The sequence below is a fragment of the Pseudomonas sp. Ma2-10 genome (genome assembly GCF_054330215.1).
Genome location: NZ_JBTEYL010000010.1, coordinates 58,387 through 76,181, shown reverse-complemented (window position 1 = coordinate 76,181; position 17,795 = coordinate 58,387). Strand labels below are relative to the sequence as shown.

Genomic DNA, 17,795 nt, shown 5'->3' with positions numbered 1-17,795 from the left:
CCGTTGATCGTTCCCAAGTGGGAACGATCATCAGCGCGGGTCGAAAATATGCAACGGCAAATGATGTTCGTGGCACCAGGCGATCATTTCGTTACGGGTGTCGCCATACACATGCACCTGCCAGGTCGGACATTTCAGCGGTTCGACATTGTCCCCCAGGAATTCTCGGGACGCCTCAAACGATGCCATTTTCGGAATCACGAACGGCGCCAGACGCGTGCGCAGCAAATCGGCCATGCGCCCTTCAGCCGTGACGAAACTGAACACCCGATCGGTGGTGGCGACCAGTTTGCGGGCAAACGCAATGCGCTCTATTTCATAGCTGTCGAGGAGTTTGGCCTGCGCGCCGCCGCTCAACACCGCCGCGAGTTTCCAGGCGAGGTTGATGGCATCGCCAATGCCGGTGTTCATGCCCTGGCCACCGGCGGGGCTGTGGACGTGGGCGGCGTCACCCAACAGAAACGCGCGCCTGGTACGAAAATGATCGGCCACCCGATGATGCACGCGGTAGGTCGAGAACCCGTTCAGTTGCTCGATTTTTACTTTCGAATGCTCGATGGCCCGGCTGCTGACGTCTTCAAATTGCAGGGTTTCGGCTGGCTCGGCACGCTCGTCGCGTACGGTCCCGATCAGGCGGGCGCGGCCTTCACCGGCCAAGGGAAACACCGCGAGAAAATCCGCTTCGTCGAGATCCACGTGCAGCTCGCCGTTGAACGTCGGCCCGCTGGCCTGCACGTCGGCGACGTAGAACATCTGCTGGTAGGTGCCGCCGGGAAATCCGGTGTCCGGGGTCTTGCGCACGATCGACCGGGCGCCGTCGCAACCCGCCAGATAGCAGGCCTGGCAGGTTTCCTCCTGACCATCGGCCAAGCGCAGATGGGCGGTGATGCCGTCACCGGTTTCCAGGAAACTCTCCAGCGCCGTGTTGCGCTCCACCTTGATGCCAAAGGTTTCGAGGCGGTCTATCAGCAGCCGTTCGTGTTCGTCCTACCAGCCCGGTCGGGCCGGCGCCGATGATCAGTACGTCGCTACGGTTCATGAGCTGTCTTCTTCGGTGTGTGGCTCAAGTATGGTTCAGCCGCGACAGGCGGCAAGATTCATAGCCGGCGCCATGCCATTGGTCGTATGGTTAACCCGGCTCAACGGATTTGATGGAGCAACATGCAAGCCAATCGATTGATGATGAGCGTCGCCGCACTGCTGGTGCTGGCCGGTTGCGGCACTCAGCGCACGCAAGAACCCCCTGTGCGCAAACCTGCCGAGGTCAAGGCTGAGATCGTGCGCCTGCTGCCGGCCAAAACCGCCGATCGCCAGGGCTGGGCTACCGATATTTACGCAGCATTTGCGGCCCAGAACATTTATCCATCCACCCAAAACCTGTGCTCGGTACTGGCGGTCACCGAGCAGGAATCGACCTTTCAGGTGGACCCGCCCGTACCGGGTCTGGGCAAGATCGCCCGCGAGGAGATCGACCGCCGTGCCGACAAAGTCCACATTCCCGGCCTGCTGGTGAGCGGTGCGCTGCGGATGAGTTCATCCAACGGCAAAAGCTACAGTGACCGCATCAATGCGGCACGCAGCGAAAAAGAGCTCAGCGCGATCTTCGATGACTTCATCGGCATGGTGCCCATGGGCCGGACGCTGTTCGATGGCTTCAATCCGGTGCACACCGGTGGGCCGATGCAGGTCAGCATCGATTTCGCCGAACAACAGGCGAAGACGTCTCCGTACCCGTACCCGGTGGACGGCTCGATCCGTCATGAAGTGTTCAGTCGTCGCGGTGGCCTGTACTTCGGTATCGCCCACTTGCTCGGTTATCCGGTGAGCTACACACAACCGCTGTATCGCTTTGCCGATTTCAATGCCGGTTGGTACGCCAGTCGTAATGCCGCGTTTCAGAGCGCGGTGAGTCGCGCTTCGGGCATACCGCTGGCGCTGGACGGTGACCTGATCCGCTACGACTCGATCATGCCAGGCACCACGGAATTGGCGGTGCGCACCCTTGGCAAGCAACTGGGCCTGCGCAATCCGACCCTTCGGGACCAATTGGAGGAGGGCAAAAACTTCGAATTCGAAGATACCCAGCTCTATGCACGGGTGTTCGCCCTGGCCGAAAAAGCGGAAGGTCGGTCATTACCGCGTGCGGTGTTGCCGGGGATTGTGCTGCAAAGCCCTAAAATCACCCGCAAACTCACCACGGCGTGGTTTGCCAAGCGGGTCGATGAACGTTATCAGCGTTGCATGACGCGGGCCGGCAAGTGACCAACCGCAAAAAACAAGCGTAAAAAAACCCGGCGGATAAAGCCGGGTTTTTCACTGATTTGCGCGGTAAAACCATTCATTTATGCAACGCGACTTTCGATCAGGCGATCCGAGCCGCCTTCAGCGACAACCGGGTGAGCAGAGGTAGCGGCGAAAGCGTTAACTGCAAAAACCGAGAAAACGATGCTGAGGATAGTTTGGCGTTTCACGATGGTGAGCTCCGGGGGTGTAGTTGTTGGGTATGGAGCGGATGTTACGCCGCGGTTTTTTTATGAGTACTTTATTGCCGTGATGGTGAACATCGACGGCAATGATAAGAAGGGTGACGCACCCCACGCGAGGGTGATAGTTCAGATCAACGTTTAGGCGAGCATGGCGCTACCGCGGCCCTGTTCACCGGCTAGACTGGCCGGTGACGAGTGTTCACTTGGCGAGTAGCCACTCAAGGCTTGGCCTGCCAGAAGAAACCCGTAGAGACGAAGAAATGGGACAAGACCGCCATCCTGTTGGCGCATGTTCTTTCCTTGAAGTGTGCAGTCGGGATTGAACCGCGACGGGTAGTCATGAGTGCGCGCCGGGAGGCGTATCTTACCTGTGTCGCCCGGCCCAATGGCAGGGAACGTGTTTCGTGCCCAATCGTCTGCTGACTCTATTTTCGTTTCGCCAGGAGCGCGCGATATGTACCAGCTCTACGGACACCAGAACTCCGGCGCTGCCGCGATAGAAGCGGCACTGGAACTTTGTGAAATTCCTTACCGCTTCATCGACGTTGAATCCTCTCCCGAGGCGACCCACGCGCTGGAGAAACTTAATCCGCTCAAGCAAATCCCGACACTGCAATTGCCCGATGGCAGCGTTCTCACCGAGAGCGCGGCGATTCTGATTCACCTGGGGCTCACGTTCCCCAAATCAAACCTGTTGCCGAAAAACACCGCGGCGCGGGATCAGGCCATTCGCGGCCTGGTGTACATCGTCAGCAATTGCTATTCGGCGATTGGCGTCATCGATTACCCCGAGCGCTGGTTGGCCGAGGCGGATGAGTCGTCCAGGCAAAACCTCGTGGCCGGCGCACGTGCGCGAATGCACACGAGTTGGGAGGTGTTTGCCGATCAGTTTTCGGGCGATTTGTATCTGGGCGATGAGACGCCGGGGGCACTGGATGTGCTGGCGGCGGTGGTCTCCAGATGGGCGGGTAGCCGGGAGCATTTACGCAGTGCCCGACCCGGATTTTTCGCGTGGCTTACGCGCATCGATCGGCACCCGACATTGGCACCGGTCTTCGCGCGGCATTGGCCGGATTGATCTATTCGCCGCGGATGTACTGCTCCAACTGGCGAATCAGCTCAGCCTGTTCGGCGATGGCCTCCTTGACCAGGTCGCCGATCGACAGCAAGCCGATCAATGTTCCGTTTTCCACCACCGGCAAGTGGCGCAGGCGTTTGTCGGACATGATGCCCATGCAGGTTTCGACGGTTTGATGAGTGTCCACGGTGATCACCGACGACACCATGATGTCTTCGACCGGTGTCCCGACGGAGGAACGGCCCTTGAGCACGAGTTTGCGCGCATAGTCACGCTCGCTGATGATGCCGACGACCTCGCCATTCTTTACGACCGGCAATGCGCCGACGTTTTTGGCGGCCATGACCATCAGCGCTTCCAGCACCATTTGATGCGGTGCAATGGTGTGGACTTCATGATTCTGTTCAGCCTTTAACTTGAGCAGTTGGGCGACGGTTTTCATGGCAGTTTCTCAGGTGTTTTCGTTGTCCTTGAAGAATCGTAGACACAGGCGCTGAGGGCAAGGCAGAAAGCGGCAGATAACACGCAAAAAACGTCATTCAGGGGTTTTTCTTCGGAAAACCTCATGCACCCGGTCAATAAACGCCCGCAACTCGATACAACCCACAGGTTACGGGTCGTCAGATCAATCTGCGCTGTGCCTCATCGATGACGCGTAGACTTGCGCCTTGAATCAGATCTTGAGGGTGCAGTGGTGGATTTACAGCGGGGCTTCGTCCTGACCCGGCATTGGCGCGATACCCCGGCCGGTACGGAAGTCGAGTTCTGGCTGGCGACCGACACCGGTCCCCAGCGGATCCGCCTGCCTTACCAACCGTCGGTGGCGTTCATCCCCGCAGCCCAGCGTGAGCAGGCTGAAGCGCTGCTGCGCGGCGAAAAGAACGTCGAGCTGCGGCCGTTGGCGTTGCTGGATTTCGAGCACCGCCCGGTACTTGGTCTGTATTGCCAGCAGCACGGTCAGTTGATGCGCCTGGAAACCACGCTGCGCAAGGCCGGCGTCGACATGTTCGAAGCCGATGTGCGCCCCCCGGAACGCTACATGATGGAGCGTTTCATCACCGCGCCGGTCCGGTTCAGTGGCACGCCGAACACCGAGGGCCTGCTGGTCGATGCGCAGATGAAACCGGACCCCGACTATCGTCCGAGCCTCAGGCTGGTCTCCCTGGACATCGAAACCACGGCTCAGGGCGAGCTGTACTCCATCGCCCTGCAAGGCTGCGGCGAGCGCCAGGTCTACATGCTCGGCCCGCCCAATGGCGACGACAGCGAGGTGGATTTCCAGCTCGAATACTGCGATTCCCGAACCCTGCTGCTGAAAAAACTCAACGAATGGTTCGCCCGTCATGACCCCGACGCGATCATCGGCTGGAACGTGGTGCAATTCGACCTGCGGGTGCTCCACGAACACGCCCGCCGCCTGGCGGTGCCGCTGAAACTGGGGCGTGGCGGCGAAGAAATGCAATGGCGTGAACACGGTAGCCGCAACCATTACTTCGCCTCGGCTGCCGGCCGGCTGATCATCGACGGCATCGAATCCCTGCGCTCGGCGACCTGGAGTTTCCCCTCGTTCAGCCTGGAAAACGTCGCGCAAACCCTGCTTGGCGAGGGCAAGTCGATCGACAATCCGTACCAGCGCATGGACGAAATCAACCGCATGTTCGCCGAGGACAAACCGGCCCTGGCCAAGTACAACCTCAAGGACTGCGAGCTGGTGACGCGGATCTTCGCCAAGACCGAGCTGCTGACCTTTCTGCTGGAACGGGCCAGCGTCACCGGTTTGCCGGCGGATCGCAGCGGCGGCTCGGTGGCGGCGTTCACGCACCTTTACATGCCGCTGATGCACCGCCAGGGTTTCGTTGCGCCGAACCTTGGGAACAAGCCTGCGCAGGCCAGCCCCGGCGGTTTTGTCATGGACTCGCAACCGGGCCTGTACGAGTCGGTGCTGGTGCTCGACTACAAAAGCCTCTACCCATCGATTATCCGTACCTTTCTCATCGACCCGGTGGGCTTGATCGAGGGGCTTAAACATCCCGATGACAGCGAGTCGGTGCCAGGCTTTCGCGGTGCACGTTTTTCCAGAACCCGGCATTGTTTGCCGGCCATTGTCGCTCGGGTCGCCGAAGGTCGCGAAACCGCCAAGCGCGAACACAATGCGCCGCTGTCCCAGGCCTTGAAAATCATCATGAACGCCTTTTACGGTGTGCTCGGCTCCAGCGGTTGCCGTTTCTTCGACACACGCCTGGCGTCGTCCATCACGCTGCGCGGTCACGAGATCATGCAGCGTACGCGACAGTTGATCGAAGCCCAGGGCCACACGGTGATTTATGGCGACACCGACTCGACCTTCGTCTGGCTGCGCCGTGCTCATGGTCAACAAGAAGCCGCACAGATCGGCGGCGCGCTGGTGGATCACGTCAACCAGTGGTGGCGCGAGCATGTGCAGCAGGAATACGGTCTGGAAAGTGCGTTGGAATTGCAGTTCGAAACCCACTACAAACGCTTTCTGATGCCGACCATTCGTGGCGCGGAGGAGGGCAGCAAGAAGCGCTATGCCGGGCTTGTGACCCGCGCCGATGGCACTGATGAAATGGTCTACAAAGGTCTGGAAACCGTGCGCACCGACTGGTCGCCGCTGGCCCGGCAATTCCAGCAGGAGCTGTACGTGCGCATCTTCAAACGCAAACCCTATCAGGATTATGTGCGCGACTACGTGCGCACGACGTTGGCGGGGGAGTTCGATGATCGCCTGATCTACCGCAAGCGCCTGCGTCGCACCCTTGATGACTATCAGCGCAACGTGCCGCCCCACGTGCGGGCCGCGCGGATTGCCGATGAGTACAACGACCGGCAGGGCCGTCCGCGGCAATACCAGAACGGTGGCTGGATCAGTTACGTGATGACCGTTGCCGGGCCCGAACCGTTGGAAATCCGCAGCGCGCCCATCGACTACGACCACTACGTCACCCGCCAACTGCAACCGGTGGCGGACGCCATTCTGCCCTTCGTGGACGACGACTTTTCAACCTTGATTGGTGGGCAGTTGGGCCTGTTTTGAATCGAGCAGCAACAACGTCCAGTCATCCAGGATGCCGTGGAAATACTGGTCAAGTGCTTGATGAAAGTCGCTGTCAGCGCCGGCAACCTGGGCGAACAGCGTCATGGAAGAGTGAAATTTGAGATCGTCGGGATGGCCGAATATACCGGCAATCGAGCTTTTTTCGATGTTCAGCACCATTTGTGTGCAGGTGCGCAACCGTGAGCCCAGCAATGGATGATTGAAGTACGCCGCAGCTTCGTCTTTGGAACGAATGGAAAAGTGGCGGGACATCTCGCTGCCGCCCAACCCTGCGAACTGCGGAAAGATGAACCACATCCAGTGACTGCGCTTGTGCCCGGCATTCAGCTCGGTCTGGACCCGTTTGAACACCGGGTCCTGTGCCAGGATAAAGCGTTGCAGATTAAAGGAATCGTCCTGATCAGTGCTTCTCATGCCGAAGCCCTCTGACAGACTGCGATGGCTCAGACCATGGCCAACCGCTGTTTGCGTTGTGGCGCGCGAAACGCCTGGTCCAGCGCCTCAAGATCCTCAGCGTCCAGTTGCAATTGTGCCGCTTGCGCGTTGAGCTGCACGTGCTCGGGTCGGACCGCTTTGGGGATGGCGATCACGCCTTCCTTGCGCAGCATCCATGCCAGCGCTACCTGGGCCGGCGTCACACGGTGACGAGCGGCTATTTGCTTGAGCGTTGTATGGTTCAGCATAGGCCCACCCTGGCCGATCGGACAGTAGGCCATGACCGGCATTTGATGCTGGTGGCTCCAGGGCAACAGATCAAACTCGATGCCGCGTTCATCCAGGTTGTAGAGCACTTGATTGGTGGCACAGGCGGGTGAGGCCAGTTCCTGGAGGTCGTCGACATCAAAATTGGACACGCCCCAGCGACCTATCCTGCCGTCTTCGCGCAGGCGCTCGAAGGCTTCGACTGTTTCTTCGAGGGGGTGCTGGCCGCGCCAATGCAGCAGGTAGAGATCGATGTAATCGGTATTCAGCCTCCGCAGACTGCGTTCGCACGCTTGGGGGATGCCTTTGCGGCTGGCGTTGTGCGGGTAAACCTTGCTGACCAGAAACACTTCGTCACGTCTGCCGATGATGGCTTCACCGACCACTTCCTCGGCGCCGCCCTCGCCGTACATTTCAGCGGTGTCGATGAGGGTCATGCCCAATTCGATGCCCTGGCGCAATGCCGCCACTTCCTGGGTGTGGCGGGAAGGGTCCTCGCCCATGCGCCAGGTGCCTTGGCCGATGACCGGTACATTGACGCCGGCCAGTTCGAGGGTACGCATTCAAACCTCCTTTCTGAGTTTCGATCGATACTTCAGTGGGCAGCAGAATAGCCCGGTGGTTCCGTCGATGTGCAGGTCTATCAACGCGGCACGGTGTACTTCGGTGTGACCATCGAACGCTTCGACAATCGCATTAATGTGAGGGACCTCTTAACGGCTGCTGATGCTTACGGACCGTCGGCACTGCACTTTTTCAGGAATCACTGCTCTATCCTTGGCCAGCCTGCGGCGAATCCCCTCCGTCGGCCCATGCACAAGTTCAATAACCCATGGCTCGAGTTTTACCCTTCATCCCCCCGCCAATCCGCCGCCATTGCCTGCTGTTGGCCTGCTTGTCGATGCTCGCCGCCTCTGGGTGCAGTCAGCAACAGGGCCGCGACATCGTCAGCCAGTTCCGCGAAGGCAGACCCCAGGAATTTCTCCAGACCAGTGTCGACCGCATGGCGACCCTGGCGATGCGTGGCAACCTCGACAGCCTCTACCTGCTGATGCACAAGCTTTACCTGCGCAACCCCGATGAGCTGAAAAAATCCGGCTTCCTCGATGCACGTATCGCTGGCAAGCAAGTACGCATGGCCATCGAACAGCAACAGCCGCTGCCGACCCTGGGTGGCAAAAAAGACCTGGCCGCGCTGAGGTATGCGATGAGCCCGGAATTTCTCGGCGACCGCGTCGGTGCCTTCATCTATGCCATCGGCAGCATGCTCGTCACCGCCCACGGCAATCGGCTTGAGTTCTACATGACGGATGCGATCAATCCGACGTTCGTCAGCAACGCTGCCCGCAATATCGAGAAAGCCACCTGGATACTCAGCCAGCGGCAAAACAAGAACGGCGAGCCTTTACTGTTCTCCAACGAAATCTCGGAGGAGGGCAGCAACCTGAGTTTTGCCGTGGAGTTCGGCAAGATCGTCGCGCGGCTAGACCTGCTGACGCAGATGCTGGACGAGCGCTACCGACGGATTGGTTTGAACTACGCGCAGAGTTTGCTGTTTTTGAATTTCTTGCCGGTTCAGTAAGCAAGGAAGTGCATAAAGATAGATCGCATCGATATAACTGGTTATAAGAAAAATCGCTATGCTGCGGGGCAGATTTTTCATGCGTTTTTTGTGGGCGTGTTAATGGAATTCGGTAATTTCGGTTTAGTCGTTGCAGGTCTGGTAGTCGGCTTTATTGTCGGGATGACTGGGGTAGGTGGCGGCTCCTTGATGACCCCCATTCTGTTGTGGTTCGGTGTCAACCCGGCCACCGCAGTGGGGACGGATTTGCTGTACGCGGCGATTACCAAGTCCAGTGGCGTGCTGGTTCATAGAAAGAACAAGAACATCGACTGGGCAATTACCGGTTGGTTGACTCTCGGCAGTGTGCCGGCGGTGGTGCTGACGCTGTGGTTCCTGAGCACCTTGCAAACATCGCCCGAGGCGATGAACGCGGTCATCAAACAGGCCTTGGGCTTTGTCCTGTTTGCCACGGCGCTGGCGATTTTCTTCAAAAAACGCCTGCTCGATTTCGCTCACAAACGCGCGGGCGGTCATTACAACCCCAGCGGCAACCGCTTGAATGCACTGACCGTGATCACTGGTCTGGTTCTCGGCACCATGGTTGCCCTGACCTCCATCGGCGCTGGTGCCCTGGGCACCGTCGCGTTGTTCATTCTCTATCCGCTGCTGCCTACTCGCCGCCTGGTGGGCACGGAAATCGCGCACGCGGTCCCGCTGACCCTGGTAGCCGGTCTCGGCCATGCGAGCATGGGCAACATGGATTGGCACGTGCTGGGTTTTTTGCTGATAGGTTCGCTGCCGGGGATTTACCTGGGCAGTCACCTGACGGGCCGCATCTCCGATGAGGTGCTGCGACCTTGCCTGGCCACGATGCTGGTGCTGATCGGGTACAAACTGGCGTTCTGATTCCGCCTGTCCCAGAAACAAACCACCTCCTGCACCGCATAGGTGCTACGGTGCAAAGCCTGCGTTCATTCACCTTGAATGACCTGTCGGCATTCCCCGTGATCGACAAGAGGTGGCAGGTGTCCACGTTAATCTCCGAATATCAAAGCCGTGAAGCCGGGTACTGCTTCGACACACTGTCGTGACCGCTCCGCCCAAAAGCTTGCCGCTGATTCTCAGTGAGCTGCGCACCGCCACGACCCGGCAGCATCGGGTGCTGGAAAAACGCATTCCGTTTTTCACCACCGATTTATTGCTCTACACCCGCCTGATCGAGGCTTACTACGGTTTTTATCGGCCGCTGGAAAACCTGCTGTTTCAGGTGGCGATGACCATTCCCGGTCTGGACTGGCTGATGCGTAGCAAAACCCCGTCGCTTGAAGCCGATCTGTATGCCTTGGGTCTGGACGCTGCCGCGATCGATGCCATCCCTCTCTGCCCGTTCCCCCTTCAGCTCCGCTCCATTGCCAATGTGCTGGGTGTGTTGTACGTCCTGGAAGGCGCGACGCTGGGTGGGCAATCGCTGTCCAACGGCCTGTACTCGCGCCTCGGTGTCGATGAACACAAGGGTGGCCGGTTTTTTGCGGTGTACGGCACGTCGACTTTGCTGATGTGGCACGGTTTCCTGGCGTGCCTGTATGAGGTGTGTGATCCCGTTGAGCGAGCGGAGTCGGTGGTTGCGGCCCAAGCGACTTTCGAGGCCTTCGAAGGTTGGCTCGAGCACTGCGAGGTATTGGTATGAACCGCCTCAATGATGAGCAACTCGACGCCGCGCTCGCCGAATGCGCCAGCGAAGCGATCCGGATTCCGGGTTCGATCCAGCCCCATGGCGTTCTGCTGACCCTGAGTGAGCCTGAGTTGATCATTCAGCAGATCAGCCGCAATTGTGCTGAGTGGCTCGGTCAGACGGCGGCGGCTTTATTGCAGCAACCGTTGACGATGCTGTCGGGTGCTACGGCGACAGAGCAGGTTCGTCAGGCGCTGTTGTTGAATGATCTGGAGGACGCCAATCCGCTGTTGCTGGAGATAGGGGGGCAGCGGTTCAACGGATCGCTCAACCGACGTGACGGTGTGATTATTCTTGAGCTGGAGCCGGTGCATGACCCTGCGCCGGACAACACCGGCATCCTGCTTCGGGCCCTGCGACGGATGCAGGCAGCCAGTACGCTGGAGGACTTGTACACCGTCAGTGTCGATGAGATCCGCCGCTTGACCGGCTTCGACCGGGTGATGATTTATCGTTTCCAGCCGGCGGGGCATGGGCAAGTCATCAGCGAGGCGCTGGGCGGTGTTCTGCCTGGTTACCTTGGACAATGTTTCCCCGCCTCGGACATTCCGGTGCAGGCGCGTGAGCTGTATCGCCTGAACTGGATCCGGGTGATCCCGGATGCCCGTTATGTGCCGGTGCCGATTCTTCCGGTGTTGCGCCCTGACACCGGGCAGCCTCTGGATCTGGGGTTTTCGGTCCTGCGCAGCGTGTCGCCAGTGCATTGCCAGTACCTGGAAAACATGGGCGTGCGAGCCTCAATGAGCCTGTCACTGCTGGAGAACGAACAGCTTTGGGGGCTGATCACGTGCGCCCATCCTGAACCGTTGCGGGTCAGTCACTCGGTGCGCACGATGTGTGCCGCAATCGCCCAGTTGCTCAGTGTGCAGATCACGGCCCTGCAAACCCGGGACGAACAGCGTCAGCGTGAACAGAAATCCCGACTGATCACTGAACTGACCGCCGCGATGCGCCTGGCTGACAGCGATGTGCTGGAGGGGCTGCTCAACCACCCGGCGCAATTGCAGGACCTGACCGGAGCCAGTGGCGTCGCCGTATTGATCGAAGACCAGTTGCAACTGGTCGGTGAGTGTCCGACGGATGAGCAGGTACGCGCCCTTTACCTGTGGGTGCGCGAGCAATGCCTGGAAAGCGGCGAGCCACTGTTGACCGACCACCTGCAAGGCTTGCACGGTGCCAGCGCGCTCTACAGTGACGTGGCCAGTGGTCTGCTGGCTTTCGTACTGCCCAAACCGGTGGACAACGGCGTTCTGTGGTTCCGCCCGCAACTGCGCTCCAGCATGAAGTGGAGCGGCAACCCCGATGAGCATTTCAGTGCCGGGACCGACAACCGTTTGCAACCGCGTACCTCTTTTGATCTGTGGGAACAGCAAGTGGAGGGCCGGGCGCGTGAATGGAGCACGGCGGATGCTTATGCGGTCAGAGAACTGCGCCGCAGTGCCATCGAAAACGACCTCGCCCGTCAGGTGTTCCGCGAACATGAAGCGGTCCGGGAGCGTGATGAGTTGGTGGCAGTGGTGTCCCATGACCTGCGCAATCCCATGACCATTATCATCATGCAATGCGGAATGATGCAGCGCCTGGTCGCCAAGGACGAAGGCAAGCATACCGTGCGCCTGAGCGCGGCCCTGGGCACCGTGGAGGAAGCCACCGCAAGGATGAACACCCTGATTGCCGATTTGCTGGACAAGTCAAAACTTGATGCAGGCAAGTGCTCACTCACGTGCAAGCCGCTGGATGTGGTCAACTTGCTTCAAGAGGCCTGTGGGTTACTGGTGACCCTCACGTCCCACAAAAACATCGAACTAAACTGCAGCAGTTCTGAAGGGTTGAGCATCGACGCTGATCCCCAGCGGTTGTTCCAGGTGCTGTCGAACCTGTTGGGCAACGCGATTAAATTTACCCCCTCGGGCGGACGTATCGACCTCAGCGCCCGCCAGGTAGACGGCAAGGTGCTGATCTCGGTACGCGACAATGGCGGCGGTATCCACGCCGTGCATTTGCCGCACATTTTCGAGCGCTACTGGTCGGTCCGTGACGGAAATCCCAACGGCAGCGGACTGGGTTTGTACATCTGCCGCAGAATCGTGCAGGCCCATGGCGGAGAGCTTTGGGCCGAGAGCGCGCCGGGGATTGGCAGCGTGTTCACCTTTTCCATTCCGGCGTTGGGGGCGGGCTTGTAGGCGGGCGAAGGCCCAAGGGTACAGAGGTCCTCACGGCGGATCAGCGCGTTGTTATTGAGCGATGAGATTAGCTCAGCCTGTTGCGCAATGACCGCCCTGACCTAAGCTTGGGGCAAGGCGAGGCACAATTGCGGTGCAACACCCGGAACGAACGCCGCGATGCGCAATCATTAGAGCGTGGATATCAAAAGGAGATGCGCATGCTCATCAGGTCATTGACCCTGACTACTCTGCTGGCGTTTGCCGGCCCCTTGTTCGCTGCCGATGACGGCTCACCGCTGGACATAGACAAAGGCAGGTCCCGGCCCCTGATTGTTATTGCTCCAAGTACGGTCGATCCCACGTGGGTCAGCCTGAAAAAGTCGCTGGATGATCCGGCCAATCGCAAGGGTTTCACCGAGCGGAACATGGTGCTGTATACCGTGCTCAATTTGATGGGGCAGCGCGAGGGCAAAGACTTGGGGCCGCAAGACACGGCGGCACTGATCCGCTCGCTCAAGTTGGGTGCCGGCGCGAAAAGCAAAGTCATCCTGGTGGGCAAGGATGGGGAAAAGAAACTTGAACAATCGGGTCCGATTGAGCTGAAGGAAATTTTCGCCACCGTCGACCAATTGCCAGCGACAGAGCAAGAAGTCACGGTGCCGACACCGCCGCCGGTCACTGACGTTGCACCAGCCAAAGGTGCCAAGGGAGCAAAACCTGGCAAACCGGCGAAGCCTGCCAAACCGCCTGAAATGCCAGATGATTAAACCCACACTTTTTAGCCGCCTCTCAGGCTCGGCAGCGGCTACGAGCAGTCGCGTTTCTCGGCTACTGAGCCAGTGCGGTCAATATCGTATGAGCCACTTTGACCCGCTCAGGGATCGGATAGTTTTTGTTGGCCAGGATCACAATGCCGATGTCTTTCGACGGAACGTAGGCCACGTAAGCACCGAAGCCGCTCGTTGAGCCGGTTTTGTTGAACAGCACGTTTTCCGGTTGAGGTCGCGGCGGGGTCAGCCACTGGACTTCGTGAGCCGCCATTGCCATTTGCGTCGAGTTACCGGCCAGCAATGTGTCGAGGCTGACCGGATAGTTGTAGGACTCCCAACCCAATCCCTGCGTCATCTCTCCTACCTTGTAATAGCCGATATGAGTGGTGGCCATTGCCTGTTGCAATGGTTTTTCCAGTGTCGCCGGCTTCATGTTCGCTTCAACATAGCGAAGCAGGTCCGCAGCGCTGGTTTTCACGCCATATGCCTCCGAATCCAGTGCCCCCGGCCCCGCCCGTACAGGCTTGTCATCCTTGTTGTAACCCTGAGCATAACGTCCCATCTGAGCCTGCGGCACGTTGAGGTAGGTGTGCTTGAGTCCGAGTTTCGGCAGCAGGGTCTTTTCCATCAATTCATCAAACGGCTGGCCCATGCTTTTGGCTGCCAGATACCCGAACAACCCAAGGCTCGGGTTCGAATACTGCCGATGGGTGCCGGCGGCATAGGTCGGTTTCCACTGCTGGAAATAGCCGAGCATCTTGTCCGGTGCATCGGCATCGTCGGGGAATTGCAGGGGCAGGCCACCGGCGCTGTAGGTGCCCAGTTGCAGCACGCTGATGTTATCGAACGCGCTGCCACGCAGACCCGGCAGCACGCTGCTGGCCTTGTCCGACAGGGACAGTTTGCCGGTGGCCTGAGCGTAGGCAGCGAGGGTGGCGGTGAAGGTTTTGCTCACCGAACCGATCTCGAACAGGGTGTCTTCGGTGACGGCTTTGCCGGTTTCCTTGGAGGCCACGCCGTAGTAAAAGTTATGTGGTTGGCCGTTGACGGTGATGGCGACCGCAACACCGGGTATCTGCTGTTGCTGCATCACCGGTTCGACGGCGGCCTTCACGATGGCTTCGATGCGATCATCAGCAACGCAATGACCGGCGCTGAGCAACAGTGCGAAAGCGCTATAGGACGCGAGTTTGTTATGCATGATTGAGTTACTTTCCATGAGGTTCAAGGGTATTAGCCGCTACACTCCGAGCGGTTTTTCAGTCCGGATGGCTGATGGGCGAGCAAAATCTATGCAGTCTGCCGAGGTTCGACAACCGATGATATTTCGGACGAGCCATTAGAAAAATTTGGGAGTGGGCATGATCAGGCCTCAATTACCGCTCAATGCATTGCGCGCCTTCGAGGCCTCTGCCCGGCACTTGAGTTTCACCCGGGCGGCCGTTGAGTTGTGTGTCACTCAGGCGGCGGTGAGCCATCAGGTCAAGAGCCTTGAGTCTCAACTTGGCGTGACCCTGTTCAAGCGCTTGCCCCGCGGGCTTATGCTGACCAACGAGGGCGAAACCCTGCTGCCGGTGTTGCGCGAGTCCTTCGACCGAATTGCGCACACCCTTGAGCGATTCGAGGGCGGACATTTTCGCGAGGTATTGACGGTCGGCGCGGTGGGGACGTTCGCGGTAGGCTGGTTGTTGCCACGGTTGACGGACTTCCAGGCGAAACATCCGTTCATAGATTTGCGCCTGTCGACCAACAACAACCGCGTGGACGTGGCCGCCGAAGGGCTGGATTACGCCATACGATTTGGGGCCGGGGCGTGGCATGGCATTGAAGCCGTGCGGTTGATCGAGGCGCCGCTGTCGGTGTTGTGTGTTCCCGAGATTGCCCGGCAACTGAAAACACCGACAGACTTGTTGCAACAGACGCTGTTGCGTTCTTATCGCGCGGACGAGTGGCCCGAATGGTTTCAGGCTACCGGCCTGTCGACCCACACAGCACCGCCTCGAAGCATCGTCTTCGATTCGTCGCTGGCGATGATGGAGGCGGCGCTGCAAGGGGCGGGCGTTGCATTGGCGCCGGCGCTGATGTTTGGCCGGCAACTGACGGCGGGTGCAATCGAGCAACCGTTCGCTATCGGGATCACCACCGGCAGTTACTGGTTGACCCGATTGCAGTCTCGTCCCGAAACGTCGGCGATGACGGTATTCAAAGGTTGGCTGCTAGAAGCCGCATGCAGCCGGTACTTCGCCGACGCCGGTGTGACCGGCGTTGCCTTTGAGGATCACGAGGGTGCGGGTGAAAAACGCCCTTGAGCGCCACTCAAGTTGAGCAACCTCGGCCTGAGGGATCGGCCAGCAGGAATTCATCACGGGTATGGATGTATTCACTGGGTTATCTCCCTCTGATTTTTTTGCGGGGTGTGCTTGGGCGCTGCGATGTTGATGAGCGCTACGATTCCGGTAGCCCTGCTTTCGGATAATCGCCATGCAAGAAGACCTCGACGCGCCTGCTCGCAAGCACACCCACAACCTGGCCCATGACCGGGTCGCCAAGCTGACCCATGCCGTCCGAGAACACGATTGCTCAGGCGCACGGTGGTGCGCGAGGCGATCTCGACATTGCAGGCGTCCGGTCTCGTGGAAGCCCGCCACGGCGCCGCCACCTGTGTTATCGAGCGCCCAACACCGCTGTCCGATGACCGGCGATAAACAGAACCCGGCCATTGCGCCGGTTTTTTGTGTACGACAGGCCCGGATCAGGCCTTCAGGCTGGATTCAACATACCCCCACATCCCGCATCAATAACCCAAACCGCAAATCCACCGCATCTGAAATCGGCAGGTACACGGTGTGCCCATCCCCCGGCGCCACCTCGATCGGTTCGCCTTTGGCGTTTTGCAGTTGCTGCAAGTCGAACTGCAAGTTGCCCTTGGGCGTCATCAGTTCCAAGTGGTCGCCCAGGCCAAATCGATTCTTCACCTTGATTTCCGCCATCCGGTCACGCCGCTCGCCGGTCAGCTCACCGACAAACTGCTGCCGCTCCGACACCGAACTGCCGTGCTGGTAGTTCTGGTATTCATCATGCACATGTCGGCGCAGGAAACCTTCGGTGTAGCCGCGCTGAGCGAGGGATTCCAGATCCGTCATCAGCCTGCGGTCGAACTCGCGACCGGCCACCGCGTCGTCGATCGCCCGGCGATAAACTTGAGTGGTCCGCGCGCAGTAAAAGTGGGATTTGGTCCGGCCCTCGATTTTCAATGAGTGCACGCCCATCTGCGTCAGGCGTTCGACATGCTGGACTGCGCGCAGGTCCTTGGCGTTCATGATGTAAGTGCCGTGTTCGTCTTCGAAAGCCGGCATCAGTTCGTCGGGCCGATTGGCTTCCTGCAACAGGAACACCTGATCGGTCGGGGCGCCAATGCCCAAGGTTGGTTCGGGCTGGAACGTGTGTACGATGTCGCCAAGCTGGTTCTCCGTGGCTGGCTGCGCCGAGTACTTCCAGCGACAGGCGTTGGTGCAACTGCCCTGATTGGCGTCGCGCTTGTTCATGTACCCGGACAGCAGGCAGCGACCGGAGTAGGCCATGCACAAGGCGCCGTGGACGAACACCTCCAGCTCCATCGCCGGGACCTGCTCGCGGATTTCGGCGATTTCTTCCAGGGACAGTTCCCGCGACAGGATGATCCGGCTCAAGCCTTGTTGTTGCCAGAACTCGACACTGGCCCAGTTCACCGTGTTGGCCTGTACCGAAAGGTGAATCGGCATCTGCGGATAATGCCGGCGGACCAGCATGATCAAGCCCGGATCGGACATGATCAGTGCGTCCGGCGCCATGGCAATTACCGGCGCCAGGTCTTTGAGGAAGGTTTTCAGTTTGGCGTTGTGCGGGGCGATGTTTACCACCACATAGAAGCGCTTGCCCTGAGCCTGGGCCTCGTGAATGCCGAGGGCCAGATTGGCGTGATCGAATTCGTTATTGCGCACCCGCAGGCTGTAGCGCGGTTGACCGGCGTACACCGCGTCGGCGCCGTAGGCGAAGGCATATCGCATGTTTTTCAGGGTGCCGGCAGGGGCGAGCAGTTCTGGAGGCAAGAGAGTCATGGCAGAGTCGGTCACAAAAGCCGCCGAGAGTAAGTGGCTTGCCCCAAGGGTGCATTGATCTGGATCTATGCTTGATGAGCAAACGGATGGCACTCGCGCGAGCTGTGGCGGACTAAGCATCAGGA

General features: G+C 59.3%; 13 protein-coding genes and 5 pseudogenes. 11 read left to right on the top strand and 7 right to left on the bottom strand.

What is annotated here, in order from left to right; translation table 11 throughout:
* Nucleotides 1-33 precede the first annotated feature (33 nt).
* Nucleotides 34-987: pseudogene (locus tag ACXPVS_RS14480) on the bottom strand (FAD-dependent monooxygenase); the annotation flags it as partial.
* Between the two features lie 174 nt (nt 988-1,161).
* Between ACXPVS_RS14480 and ACXPVS_RS14475 the strand changes: the two are divergent.
* Complete coding sequence (locus ACXPVS_RS14475) at nt 1,162-2,262, top strand: DUF1615 domain-containing protein (protein WP_458510544.1); 1,101 nt, start codon at nt 1,162-1,164, stop codon at nt 2,260-2,262.
* A gap of 362 nt (nt 2,263-2,624) precedes the next feature.
* On the opposite strand, the gene ACXPVS_RS14470 is transcribed toward ACXPVS_RS14475, so the two are convergent.
* Nucleotides 2,625-2,777 (bottom strand): hypothetical protein, encoded by a 153-nt coding sequence (locus ACXPVS_RS14470; protein ID WP_458510543.1) that lies wholly within the window; start codon nt 2,775-2,777, stop codon nt 2,625-2,627.
* 163 nt (nt 2,778-2,940) lie between these two features.
* Here ACXPVS_RS14470 and ACXPVS_RS14465 point away from each other — a divergent pair, with 163 nt between their 5' ends.
* Nucleotides 2,941-3,564: a glutathione S-transferase gene (locus tag ACXPVS_RS14465; protein ID WP_458510542.1), complete on the top strand. Its 624-nt coding sequence runs from the start codon at nt 2,941-2,943 to the stop codon at nt 3,562-3,564.
* A 1-nt stretch (nt 3,565) separates the two neighbouring features.
* Here ACXPVS_RS14465 and ACXPVS_RS14460 read toward each other — a convergent pair whose 3' ends face one another.
* A complete protein-coding gene (locus ACXPVS_RS14460) occupies nt 3,566-4,006 on the bottom strand; it encodes a CBS domain-containing protein (protein ID WP_458510541.1) in 441 nt (146 codons plus the stop codon).
* A 252-nt stretch (nt 4,007-4,258) separates the two neighbouring features.
* Here ACXPVS_RS14460 and ACXPVS_RS14455 point away from each other — a divergent pair, with 252 nt between their 5' ends.
* Nucleotides 4,259-6,619: a DNA polymerase II gene (locus tag ACXPVS_RS14455; RefSeq protein WP_458510611.1), complete on the top strand. Its 2,361-nt coding sequence runs from the start codon at nt 4,259-4,261 to the stop codon at nt 6,617-6,619.
* On the opposite strand, the gene ACXPVS_RS14450 is transcribed toward ACXPVS_RS14455, so the two are convergent.
* Nucleotides 6,584-7,054 (bottom strand): DUF1810 domain-containing protein, encoded by a 471-nt coding sequence (locus ACXPVS_RS14450; protein WP_458510540.1) that lies wholly within the window; start codon nt 7,052-7,054, stop codon nt 6,584-6,586. The genes ACXPVS_RS14455 and ACXPVS_RS14450 overlap by 36 nt on opposite strands.
* A gap of 29 nt (nt 7,055-7,083) precedes the next feature.
* Entirely contained in the window at nt 7,084-7,905 is an 822-nt protein-coding gene (locus ACXPVS_RS14445) for an aldo/keto reductase (protein ID WP_458510539.1), read from the bottom strand.
* A gap of 269 nt (nt 7,906-8,174) precedes the next feature.
* Here ACXPVS_RS14445 and ACXPVS_RS14440 point away from each other — a divergent pair, with 269 nt between their 5' ends.
* The 6 genes and pseudogenes from ACXPVS_RS14440 to ACXPVS_RS14415 all read left to right on the top strand — a co-directional run bounded on the left by ACXPVS_RS14440 (nt 8,175) and on the right by ACXPVS_RS14415 (nt 13,570).
* Nucleotides 8,175-8,924, top strand: a complete 750-nt coding sequence (locus ACXPVS_RS14440) for a hypothetical protein (RefSeq protein ID WP_458510538.1) — start codon at nt 8,175-8,177, stop codon at nt 8,922-8,924.
* 102 nt (nt 8,925-9,026) lie between these two features.
* Complete coding sequence (locus tag ACXPVS_RS14435) at nt 9,027-9,812, top strand: sulfite exporter TauE/SafE family protein (protein ID WP_458510537.1); 786 nt, start codon at nt 9,027-9,029, stop codon at nt 9,810-9,812.
* Between the two features lie 181 nt (nt 9,813-9,993).
* On the top strand, nt 9,994-10,593 hold the full coding sequence (locus tag ACXPVS_RS14430) for a biliverdin-producing heme oxygenase (RefSeq protein WP_458510536.1): 600 nt from the start codon (nt 9,994-9,996) through the stop codon (nt 10,591-10,593).
* Nucleotides 10,590-12,071: pseudogene (locus ACXPVS_RS14425) on the top strand (GAF domain-containing protein); the annotation flags it as partial. The gene ACXPVS_RS14430 and the pseudogene ACXPVS_RS14425, both read left to right, overlap by 4 nt.
* 33 nt (nt 12,072-12,104) lie before the next feature.
* Nucleotides 12,105-12,800: pseudogene (locus tag ACXPVS_RS14420) on the top strand (sensor histidine kinase); the annotation flags it as partial.
* Between the two features lie 221 nt (nt 12,801-13,021).
* Nucleotides 13,022-13,570: a DUF4174 domain-containing protein gene (locus tag ACXPVS_RS14415; protein WP_458510535.1), complete on the top strand. Its 549-nt coding sequence runs from the start codon at nt 13,022-13,024 to the stop codon at nt 13,568-13,570.
* A 61-nt stretch (nt 13,571-13,631) separates the two neighbouring features.
* Here the strand turns inward: ACXPVS_RS14415 and ampC are convergent, their stop codons facing one another.
* Nucleotides 13,632-14,792: a class C beta-lactamase gene (ampC, locus tag ACXPVS_RS14410; RefSeq protein WP_458510534.1), complete on the bottom strand. Its 1,161-nt coding sequence runs from the start codon at nt 14,790-14,792 to the stop codon at nt 13,632-13,634.
* Nucleotides 14,793-14,934: 142 nt separating this feature from the next.
* On the opposite strand from ampC, the pseudogene ACXPVS_RS14405 reads away from it, so the two are divergent.
* Together ACXPVS_RS14405 and ACXPVS_RS14400 are read left to right on the top strand one after the other, a co-directional pair.
* Nucleotides 14,935-15,801 (top strand): annotated as a pseudogene (locus ACXPVS_RS14405) (LysR family transcriptional regulator); the annotation flags it as partial.
* A gap of 253 nt (nt 15,802-16,054) precedes the next feature.
* Nucleotides 16,055-16,257, top strand: a pseudogene (locus ACXPVS_RS14400) (GntR family transcriptional regulator); the annotation flags it as partial.
* 87 nt (nt 16,258-16,344) lie between these two features.
* On the opposite strand, the gene trhP reads toward ACXPVS_RS14400, so the two are convergent.
* Nucleotides 16,345-17,670 carry a prephenate-dependent tRNA uridine(34) hydroxylase TrhP gene (gene trhP / locus ACXPVS_RS14395; protein WP_458510533.1) on the bottom strand — a complete coding sequence of 442 codons (1,326 nt, stop codon included), beginning with the start codon at nt 17,668-17,670 and terminating at the stop codon, nt 16,345-16,347.
* Between the last annotated feature and the right edge of the window lie 125 nt (nt 17,671-17,795).

Bases quoted from the DNA above. Each gene is read 5' to 3' on its own strand.
- ACXPVS_RS14440 (WP_458510538.1), top strand. From the start codon at position 8,175: ATGGCTCGAGTTTTACCCTTCATCCCCCCGCCAATCCGCCGCCATTGC.
- trhP (WP_458510533.1), bottom strand. From the start codon at position 17,670: ATGACTCTCTTGCCTCCAGAACTGCTCGCCCCTGCCGGCACCCTGAAA.
- ampC (WP_458510534.1), bottom strand. From the start codon at position 14,792: ATGGAAAGTAACTCAATCATGCATAACAAACTCGCGTCCTATAGCGCT.
- ACXPVS_RS14465 (WP_458510542.1), top strand. From the start codon at position 2,941: ATGTACCAGCTCTACGGACACCAGAACTCCGGCGCTGCCGCGATAGAA.
- ACXPVS_RS14470 (WP_458510543.1), bottom strand. From the start codon at position 2,777: ATGCGCCAACAGGATGGCGGTCTTGTCCCATTTCTTCGTCTCTACGGG.
- ACXPVS_RS14450 (WP_458510540.1), bottom strand. From the start codon at position 7,054: ATGAGAAGCACTGATCAGGACGATTCCTTTAATCTGCAACGCTTTATC.
- ACXPVS_RS14460 (WP_458510541.1), bottom strand. From the start codon at position 4,006: ATGAAAACCGTCGCCCAACTGCTCAAGTTAAAGGCTGAACAGAATCAT.
- ACXPVS_RS14475 (WP_458510544.1), top strand. From the start codon at position 1,162: ATGCAAGCCAATCGATTGATGATGAGCGTCGCCGCACTGCTGGTGCTG.
- ACXPVS_RS14445 (WP_458510539.1), bottom strand. From the start codon at position 7,905: ATGCGTACCCTCGAACTGGCCGGCGTCAATGTACCGGTCATCGGCCAA.
- ACXPVS_RS14415 (WP_458510535.1), top strand. From the start codon at position 13,022: ATGCTCATCAGGTCATTGACCCTGACTACTCTGCTGGCGTTTGCCGGC.
- ACXPVS_RS14435 (WP_458510537.1), top strand. From the start codon at position 9,027: ATGGAATTCGGTAATTTCGGTTTAGTCGTTGCAGGTCTGGTAGTCGGC.